Source organism: Coprobacter tertius, assembly GCF_024330105.1.
Taxonomy (GTDB): Bacteria; Bacteroidota; Bacteroidia; order Bacteroidales; family Coprobacteraceae; genus Coprobacter; species Coprobacter tertius.
On the sequence record NZ_JANDHW010000024.1, the window covers coordinates 1 to 10,421 of the forward strand.

Consider the following 10,421-nt stretch of genomic DNA (forward strand, 5'->3'; position numbering starts at 1 on the left):
ACCTGCAGCCGGACGTTCCGGGCACGACGTTTTACGACCGCCGTCCCAACGCCCCGATAGGGAGTACCTATCTGCAAATCGTGGGACAGGAAAGAACCGGAACCGGAATCGTAAAAGACATGGTGACATACCGTATACCTCTCGGGTTGAACTTTGCCGAAAATTACAGCTTGCCGGGGAACTATCATCTGAATTATACGATCCGGCTGAAAGGGTTATCCGACCAAGATCCCCACGTGGTAAAACTCATCCCCGGCTATTTCGGGGGCTCCTTTAAAGCCTATGATGCCGCCGGAAACGAGGTGGCGCTCACCGATGACGTGGCGGAGACCTTCCGGTACGAAAAAAGGGTGGAAGTCACTGCCCAGGATGTCGTAGCGCCTGCCGATGCCGACCTGGATGCCGGCCTTACGCAGATGCGGTTTTCTTCAGAAGATATTCATCTGCCCGAATCCCAAATGTCGTACACCGACGGTTTCGCCAATACCAATGCGTGGATGATGTATGGTGACGGTACCCATAAAACATCTCTTATAGCGCCTTATGCCTGTTATGCCGGGCTGAACGGGCCGCTGGATCATCCCTACGCCGAGACCGACTGGTACCTGCCTTCGATCTATCAGTTGATAGGTACCTGGCTCTCCGCTGCGGCCTATGCCTCTACCATGTCTCCCGTATACTGGTCGTCGACTCGATATACTTATATTTATTATATTACCCCTAAGGGCAACGTGGGTGTAACTCGGGAATATGAGGCTTTTTGGGTGAGGGGAATGCGTACGATAAATTATTGAAGAACAGTATGAAAAAACAACAAAATATGAAAAGAATAAACGGTTTTGCCCGCCGGTGTATACCCGTGTGGTATGTGGCGGTGCTGTGGGTGCTTAACGTGACCGGGGCGGCCGCCCAGCATGTAAAACGAGAGACCGTCACCGGTTTTACCGACAAAGTGGCCGTAGTATATGCCGAGGGGATACCCGCAAGCGCGATCTGGCCGCTGGGCACGGTACTTACCCGCGACGGGGCGACGATACGCCATCAGGTGGACAGAGGGAACGGGGACAACCCCGATATCAACAGCAAACTCTCGGCGCGGTTTATCGTGGCGCCGACAGATTTACCAGGGGGAGATAGAGTGACGTGGGCGAAAGCTTCGGGTTTCGATGACAGTGCGAACAGCAATCTCGCTGCCGACTTTGCCAGTCCTGTCACAGGCGGATGCAACACATTAACGACGGGCGGGCGGCACTGGCGGCTGCCTACCCAGCGCGAGTTGCAACTGATGTTGTTGCTCGTGCAAGGGATCGATGTCATTTATCCTTCGAACAAGATGATGGGAGCATCAAGTACCGAAAAGAGATACTGGAGTGCGACCGAAGAGTCGGGCAGCGATGCTTGGTATGTAGCATTCTACAGCCCCTATTATGCCGAGAGGATTTCGAATCAGATTGGTAAAAACTACAAATACTATGTCCGTTGTATCAGCGATTACTGATGACAGCGGGTGGGGTAACATTCTCAATTCTTGCGGGCAGGGCGATTATCCGAAGTTGCCGCTAATTTACTTACCCGTAAGAGATTTTCTCCCAGTCCGATTCGGTAACCTTGCGCCATAAAAACGATGTTTCCTTCAGGCGTGATAAATACGCTGGTGGGTAACACTTCATCGCTTTTCCCGCACGATTTCAATATTCGTTTTAACAGGATACGGTCTTTATCGATACCATAACGTACGTTTCCGGGCAGGTTTTTATAACTTTCGGGGGAGAAGGACGACTGTTTATCGTCGGGGATCATAATAAGAATCGTTCCTCCCCATTGCTCGAATGTTGTTTTTACGGCCGGTAAATCGGCAAGGATGTGGCGACTCGGTTCGCTCCCCGGGTCGATGACCGAAAGTGCGATTCCGTTTTCTCCGGCCAATTCTTTTAATGTAACGGCATTTTCGTTCGTGTCGGTTACCGGTGTATCCATGTCTATGGTTCCCAATATCTCGATGCGTTCTTCAAGGGGAAGCAATTGCACCGGTATTTTGCAAACTGCGTTTTCGGCGATATTGAAATACCGGATACGGGTTCTTACATTCCCGTCGTTGTATCGGCTGCCTGTCATAATGCGGTAATAACCCGGTTCGAGGGATAGGGCGGCCGGAAAAGTATTCATAACGGGTTTCCCTTCATAATCCAGCGAACGGAAGATGCCGTTATCGTATTTCTGTAAAGTAAAATGGCTGTAATATTGGGGTTTTACCGGGTTGTCCGGGGAATTTTCCAATATCAACGTTCCTCGTTTTCCCGTGACGGTTTCGGTCTCGAAAGCAATATCCTGCCAGTCTTTTCCGTCGTAGTGCTGTACTTTTCCCGTCACCGAATTTACACGTGCCGGTATGCCCATATCGCGGCAAAGAGCTACATAATATATGTTTCGGGAAATGGGGTCGGCTACTTTCAGTTGATGTACCCCCAAGGGAGTGATGCGGCAATTATAAAAATTATTTTCGGTATCTACGGTTATATTTTGTTTTACCCAATCGGTGAGGATCGAAATATCTTCTTTCGATTTATTGATAAAATCGGGCGAAAAATCTTTTTTAAGTTTATTGCGCCAGGGCCGGATGATTTCCAGTTCGATACGGGGCGATAATATGCCTTCGATATAGATGTCTTTGGACAAACCGGGGTTTTCAACAGCTTCATTCAGGTGGTTTTCGAGTATTCCGGCTGGGGTGTCGCGCAGGTCTTTTTCCGAAAGGCTGCCGAGAAAAGAAAGCGCGTATGGCAATGATGCGTTAGCGGTGAGATACGAGACGATCTCCGGATGATTACCATAACTGAGTGCTATATAGCGGGCGGTTTCCGCTTTGTCGAGTTTGAGTTTCAGGGCGAGCGACTCCGCCTCTTCCGGTTGCATAAATGTAGTCATATAGGCGTTACGTATCGAGTCTTCCTGCACGAGTCTTTCCGAGTTGGCTTTTATAAGAGCGGCATCGAGCATTTCCACTGGTTTTTCAGGGGGTACGGTCAGATCGAAATTTTCGGTATATTCTTTTCCTGGTTGTTTATTCGGAATCAGGGTGATTGTATCCTGATCTGCCCGTAACAGGCTGTAATCGTATAAGTTTCCTTTCGAAGCCCATATACAAAGGTCTCCTTTACCGGTTTTGGCCGAAACGATTCCGTCAGCTCCTGTATATTTGGTGACGATAGGATAGAATTCGGCGTAATTGTATAGTCCGAAATCTACTCTCGCACCGCCTACCGGATGTTTTTCCGAATCGATGATTTTTACGACGACGGTTTTTGTATCGGTGTAGTTCGGCAATACATTCAGTTCCGAAAAGCATTTTTCTTTTACGTTTACTTCGGGCGTTTCTTCGTATGTGCCGAAGGCTTTGGTGTGTATCATCATGGCTCGTTTGGCCGGGACGTCGAACCATCCGACATCCAATCTCGCTTCGGGTTCGCAGGCTCCCATATAATGCCATTTACCATCGGTAAATACTTCTACCCACGCATGGTTGTCGTCTTGGTGCGCCCAACGGGGAGTATAGACTTGTCTGGCTGGAATTCCGACACTTCGTAAAGCAGTTACGGCAAAGGTAGATTCTTCACCACAGCGTCCGAAAGATGTTCGCATCGAGGCTAACGGAGAGGAAGTACGACCGTCGCTGCCCCGGTAACACATTTTTTCGTGGCACCAGTGGTTAACTTCCAATGCGGCTTCTGAAGCATTCATTCCCTGAATACGGTCTTTCAATTCTTCATAAAATACGATTCGGGCCGTATCGAGGTTCTCGTTATTTACCCGGTAAGGAAGTACGAAATGAAGGAAATCTTTTTCTGAAATATCTTTTCCCCACGGAAACTCGCTGCGGGCTTTTAAGGCATAATCGACCTGACGGAGGAAGAAATCTCCGTCGTAATCTGCCAGGTCGCTTAGCGGCATATAAGCGTATAGATATTGGAGAGCTTCTCTTTGTTCTGTCGAGAGTTCTTTCTCGAAAATACTGAACAGGGCCGAATCCCGGTTCTCAGCCAGTTTTTTACGGGCTTCGAATTGTGTTTCTACCTGTTGGCGATAATCTTCGTCGACAATCAGGTGTTTTTTCTGAGTACAGCCTTGAAATAGAAATGCCGCAGCTAATGCAAAAGCGCAACAACTCGTTCTTATTTTCATAATGAGATGAAATTTACATGAAACAGATCGCTGCATAAGGCTCGCTTTCTGTCTTTTGACAAATATACATAACTTATTTTTAATATCTTGCTTTCTGTAGGGGTGAAAATAAAGTTGTGGTAGTCATTCTTTGTTTATAAATTTTAAATAAAGTAAAAGCCGATATTTAACAGGATATCGTTATCTTTACTATCGGATTAAAACTTTCATTACAACTTTAATGTTGTTCTTAAAAAGTGATGATATGAATAAAATGGTTAAGAGCGTGCTGTTTGCGTTTATGCTTTCTTTGTCCGTTTTGCCGGTATTTGCCCAGATAGAGGGGATTCCGCATGGTGTAAAAATTTCCGATGCGGAGATAGAGAACTTTAAAAATCCGGCTTTGGCTTTGGCTAAATCGGAAGAGGCTTTGCAAGCTGCAATAAAAGGAAATGACGGTCCCATGATCATAAAATCCTTAGCGGATTATACGACTTATCAGTTGTTGATATCGCAGGATAGTTTCCCTGCGATTATAAAAAGAACCGAAGAAATAATTTTGCATACCGGCGATAAGGCCGGAAAAGCGGTATTGAATTCTTTCTTGGCAAGCCTTTATCAGGGCTATTATTTGCAGGATGCATATCGCTATAATCGCCGGGATATGTTGGCCGATACACGTCCGGAAGATATCGCCGAATGGAGTGGAAAAATGTTTCTGCTCAAGTGCGATACGCTTTTGCGGCAATCGCTGCAACCTGCCGGTGACTTACAGCATATACCGGCGAATCAGTACCGGGCTGCGTTGATAGAAGGAAAAAGTTCTCCCACGTTAAGGCCTACCCTCTTTGATTTTCTGGCTTTTCGGGCGATTTCGATATATAAAACTTTGTCGGGATACGCTCGTTCGGTTTTCCCGGATGCGGAGCCTGTAAATGAAGAAAGGGCTCTGGCGCCGGCAAAGGAATTTATCGGATACGATTTTAATTTTTCAGGTTCCGATGACGAGAAAGCGGTTTTAGGTATTTATCAGCAATTATTGGCTTTTCACAGTAAGGATAATAATGCAGAGGCTTTTCTGATGACCGATCTCGACCGTCTCGCATACGCAAATCGTCAGTATACCCATGATTCTTTGTATACGCAACGGTTGCGGGAGTTAATGCGGGAATATAGAGATAACGAATATGTTACCGAAGTGGCGAGGCAATTGCTGAATATTTACCGCTCGAACAGAGATGAAGAAAATCTCGGAAATTTTTTACAAGAGTGTAAAGGGATTGTAAAACAGTACCCTGGTTTTGATGGAAGTATTTGTTTGGCAGGCCTGATTAAAGAGATTACTTTCCCTTCTTTGGTAGCGAGTATTTCCGAAACGGTGGGAATAGATGAAGAACCCGCTTGTGAAGTGGGATATCGAAACATCGGTTCGTTCGAAATATTTTTATATTCTATAACACAGGCGGGCGCGGAGGACACGATTTACAGAAATACGGTGACTGCAGCCCACCGGTTTAATTATTTCGATAAACAAGATACGGTAAAATTGCCTTCCCTTCCGGTAGGGACTTATCGTTTAAAAATCCTTCCCGATCGTATCGATAGTCTTGCCGTATGGGTAACCTTTAAAGTGAGTCGTTTAATGGCATTAAATCGAGCCTCGGGGCCGGGAATGTCTCAATGGATCGTCGTCGATCGTATGACGGGCAAACCCATCAGCAACGCCGAAGTGATCATATATGATGATGCGGAAAAAGAGATCGAAAAATTGAAAGTCGGGAAAGACGGTACCCTCCGGCATAAGATTACCGAAGAGGGAAATTGGTACCGGGTAGTTATGAAGAACGATTCGACCCGAATGGGATATATAAATGATTATTATGGGCCTTCTACCAAAAAACATTCGCAAAATAATATTTGGTTGTTTTCGGACCGTAGCGTTTATCGTCCCGGTCAAACCGTATATTTCTCGGGTATATACGGGGAAATAGGCGAAAATGAGAATCGTATCATCGCAAATGAAAAAGTAGAAATAGAGTTACTCGACAGAGGAGAAGTTTTGTCTTCCACCTCGCTCGTTACCGATGAATTCGGTTCGTTTTCCGGTTCTTTTAACCTTCCTGCACATGCATCTCCGGGGTCGTACAGTATACGGGTGGTAAAACCGCTGTATAAATCTCTTTATATACAGGTGGCCGAATATAAACGTCCTTCATTTCGTATTACGCTCGATAAGGGAAAACAAGCGTATGCTTTCGGTAAAATTGTAGATATTAGTGGAAATGCGATGCGTTTTTCGGGCGTTAGTGTAGCGGGAGCTACTGTTTCGTATCGGATAGAACGGTTGAGGAGTTGGTTCCGTTGGGGAAATGCACCGCAAAAACAGGTGGCCGAAGGAACGACGGTGACCGATGAGAACGGTAACTTTTCTTTCCGTTTCGTACCTCAGAAACCGGAAGAAGATTTGCTGAATACGAATGTTTCTTATAACTATCAGGTGACGGTAAATGTTACTTCTGCCACAGGTGAGACTCAAGAACAGAAAATAGTTCTCTCGGTGGGAGATACTTCGCTTCGTGTAAACGTTACGCTTCCCGATAAAGCGGATAAATCGAAACCGGTTTCATTCGATATTTCTATCCGGAGGTCGACGCCCGACAGCACGGCATTATCCTGTAAATATATTTTGTATTCTTTATACGATACCGATAAACCGGGTATCAAAAACAATATCTCCGATTATAAGATACACATGCAGCGGGAAGAATACAGTTTCCTTTCTACCAAAATTCCCGAACGGGCCGATTGGAGTAAATTGCCTTCGGGACCTTATCGTTTGGTGGTACAGGTTACGGCTCCGAACGGAAATGTGGTGAGCGAAGAAAGTAATATCGTTTTGTATAGTCTTTCTGATAAAAAACCGCCGGTTGTAACTCCATTGTGGGTCCCGGAATCTACAGTGAAGGTTATAAAAGGGGAGACAGCATCCGTTGTTTTCGGTTCGTCGTGTAAAAATGCCTGGATCAGATATGACCTTTATGAAGGGACTACGCTCATCGATAGTAAATGGATAAAAGTGAGCAATAGAAATAAACAGATAAAAATACCCTATAAAACATCTTATGGAGATATTCTTACGGTGCAGTTATTATTGGCGAAAGAGGGAAGGGCTTATCAGCAATCAGTCTTTATCGTACCGGAAAAGCCCGATCGTAAATTACAGATCGTGACTTCTACTTTCAGGGATAAACTTACTCCCGGAGAAAAAGAGACATGGAGTTTTACGGTAAAAGATGAAAAAGGAAATCCGGTTTCGGCTCGATTTATGGCCGAGATGTACGATGCGTCGCTGAACTCGATTCTGTCACATAAATGGTATTTTCAACCTGTATATCCTATATACCGTCCGTATATTTTCTGGAACTGGATATGGCCTAATCATAGCGTATCCCGTTCTCCCGAATTTAATTCGGGGCCGATTTGCAAACCTTTTGATTTCGATAAACTGAATTTTCTGTATGGCTTGTCTGTTGACGAAAGATACGGATTTAATCAACCTCAGCCGTTCTTATCGGTACAGGAAAGCTCTGCTCCGTTGAGTGAGGTTGTCGTTCGGGGTGTTTCCGCGAACGGCGTAATGAAAAAGGAGAGATCCGAAGATGTTTTGGTAGGCGGGATGGCCCAAGACCGGGAAGCGGAGGACGCTGTTGCCGGACAAGAACCGGTGTACCGGCAGGATTTTAACGAAACCGCATTTTTCTATCCTAAATTACAAACCGATGAGTCGGGAGAGGTTTCTTTAACCTTTACCGTTCCCGAATCGAATACCGAGTGGCAGTTTATGGCATTGGCTTTTACAAAGGATTTGTTTTACGGTCAGAAAGATCTGAAAGCCGTCAGTCGGAAAAAACTGATGGTTGCCCCGAATGTTCCGAGGTTCGTGCGGCAGGGAGACGAAGTAAGTATTGCTACTCTGATCAGTAATACGGGTGATATCGTACAGGAGGGGGTTGTTATATTCGATCTTTTCGATCCGTATACCGGGAAGGTTGCAAATACGGTATCGCAGGCCTTTATTCTCGATCCGGGCAAATCCCGTACGGCTGTTTATAAATTTACGGCTCCCGAAGATGTCGACCTCGTCGGGTTCAGGGTGAGGGCCGTTTCACCGAATACGTCTGACGGAGAACAGCATTTATTGCCTGTACTTCCCGTGCGTGCGCTGGTGACCGAAGCGATGCAGATAAATATGAACGGAGATAAAAACGTCGAAACTTTCGAGATGAAAAGTTTACAGATGAAGTCTTCCTCCGGTGCGAAAAACTATCGGTTGACATTGGAATATTCGTCTAATCCGACTTGGTATGCCGTTCTTGCATTGCCTTCGCTGATCGAAAATACCGGTACTAACGCAACCGATGTGCTTGCTGCTTACTATGCGAACACAGTTGCCGAGGGGATTGCCCGCCAAAATAAAAAGGTAATGGCAGCAATAAAAAGCTGGGAAAGTGATAAGGGGAATGTAAAAACTTTACGTTCCGATCTGGAGAAAAATCAGGAGCTTAAAAATGTATTGCTTTCTGAGACACCCTGGGTAATGGCTGCGACCAGCGAGACCGAGCGTATGCAGAGTTTGTCTTCATTATTGAATATAAACCGGGCGCAAGGTCTTAAAAAAGAGGCGTTGGAAAAGCTGAGAAAACTGCAAACCGCTGCCGGTGGATGGAGTTGGTTCAGGAATATGAACCCGAGTCCGTTCATTACTTATAACGTTTTGGGGGCGATGGCCCAACTTACTCATTTAGGGATGGCCGAATACGGCAATGCTGAAAAGATGATGCAGATGAGGGCAATCGCTTATATCGACAGTAATATGGTAGAGAGTGTAAAAAAAGGAAATGCAACGGTAAATTACGATAGGATATTGTACCTTAATGTGCGTAGCGCATACCGTGATATACCGCTTGCCGGATCGATTTTACCTGTACATAAAAAATTAATTGCCGATTTCAGGGCGAATTGGTGGAAGTCTTCTTTATATGAAAAGGCCCTCGGAGCGGTGGCATTATACCGGTATGGTTTTACCGATGATGCTAAAGCGATTCTGAAATCTTTAAGTCAGTATGCTACTGTAACGCCTGACGGGGGGATGTTCTGGCAAAATAACCGTTCGTCGGTTTATTCCCGGAATAGTGCGATTCAGGAACATACCGCTATTATGGATGCATTTGCAGAAATTGCTCCCGATACGGTTCGTCTCAATCAGATGAAACAATGGCTGTTACAACAGAAAAAAACGCAAAATTGGGGTTCTGTTCCTTCTACTGTAGATGCGATATATGTTTTATTGAATACAGGAAGCGACTGGCTGGGCGGTAGCGACGATGCGCAAATACGTTGGGGTGGTGAACTGATGCCTCGAAATACGGCTGAAGCTCTTACGGGTTATGTACAGTATACCCGTCAGGGTAAGGAAATTACACCCGAACTGGCTGATGTAGAAATCGAAAACAATAACCGTCAGCCCTCCTCCGGAGCTTTGTATCGTCAGTACTTCGATGATTTTAAAAATATAAATAAATCGTCGTCTGGCGGTTTGTCGATCGAACGACAACTGTATGTTGAGAAAGTAAGTGCTTCGGGGGTTGAATATGTTCCGTTGAATACGACTCAACTTAAGGTAGGAGACAAAATAAATGTGCGTCTGGTGATTAAGGTGAATCAGGATTTACAGTTTGTGAGTCTGAAAGACCAACGGGCGGCATGTTTCGAACCGGTGGATCAGTTGTCTTCTTACCGGTATTCCGATCGTATTCCTTATTTCCTCGAAACCCGTGATGCCTCCACGACTTTCTATTTCGACTATTTGCCGAAAGGAACTTATGTATTCGATTATTATGTACGAGCAGATCGTCCCGGTACTTATACTAATGGTATCGCTACCATACAGTGTTTGTACGCACCGCAGTTCGTTTCTAATACGGCGGGAGGGGCGATTATCGTAGAATAAGTTCGGTGACAACTTCTTTCCGAGGTTCTCTTCTGTCTCGAACTCATTCCCTCCGTATAACAGGGCGAATGCCTTGTCATACGGAGGGATTTTTTGGTACTTCTGAGTCCTCCTCTGTCATCCTGAGGTAGCGCCGAAGGATCTCCCTGGAAGTGCAACAAAGGTAATGTCGATCTCATTATTAATGTATTTTAAAACATTTCATCCTGTTTTCTATTAAAATTGTTGGTACGATATTAAAATTTGGTTACTT

At 45.5% G+C, this 10,421-nt stretch carries 4 protein-coding genes; 3 read left to right on the plus strand and 1 reads right to left on the minus strand.

Annotated features, from left to right (window positions below; translation table 11 throughout):
- Both NMU02_RS13575 and NMU02_RS13580 read left to right on the plus strand, forming a co-directional pair.
- The coding region (locus tag NMU02_RS13575) for a DUF4906 domain-containing protein (protein WP_494337088.1) at positions 1 to 794 on the plus strand (794 nt) is incomplete at its 5' end.
- Between the two features lie 8 nt (positions 795 to 802).
- Positions 803 to 1,498, plus strand: a complete 696-nt coding sequence (locus NMU02_RS13580) for an Lcl domain-containing protein (RefSeq protein WP_255028511.1) — start codon at positions 803 to 805, stop codon at positions 1,496 to 1,498.
- Between the two features lie 23 nt (positions 1,499 to 1,521).
- Here the strand turns inward: NMU02_RS13580 and NMU02_RS13585 are convergent, their stop codons facing one another.
- The gene (locus NMU02_RS13585; RefSeq protein ID WP_255028512.1) at positions 1,522 to 4,179 is read right to left on the minus strand and encodes a transglutaminase-like domain-containing protein; all 2,658 of its coding nucleotides are present in this window, start codon (positions 4,177 to 4,179) and stop codon (positions 1,522 to 1,524) included.
- A gap of 244 nt (positions 4,180 to 4,423) precedes the next feature.
- Between NMU02_RS13585 and NMU02_RS13590 the strand changes: the two genes are divergently transcribed.
- Entirely contained in the window at positions 4,424 to 10,168 is a 5,745-nt protein-coding gene (locus NMU02_RS13590; protein ID WP_255028513.1) for an alpha-2-macroglobulin family protein, read from the plus strand.
- Positions 10,169 to 10,421 lie beyond the last annotated feature (253 nt).

What these genes read in the sequence shown, in the direction of transcription:
- NMU02_RS13585 (WP_255028512.1), bottom strand. Translation starts at nt 4,179, where the DNA reads ATGAAAATAAGAACGAGTTGTTGCGCTTTTGCATTAGCTGCGGCATTT.
- NMU02_RS13580 (WP_255028511.1), top strand. Translation starts at nt 803, where the DNA reads ATGAAAAAACAACAAAATATGAAAAGAATAAACGGTTTTGCCCGCCGG.
- NMU02_RS13590 (WP_255028513.1), top strand. Translation starts at nt 4,424, where the DNA reads ATGAATAAAATGGTTAAGAGCGTGCTGTTTGCGTTTATGCTTTCTTTG.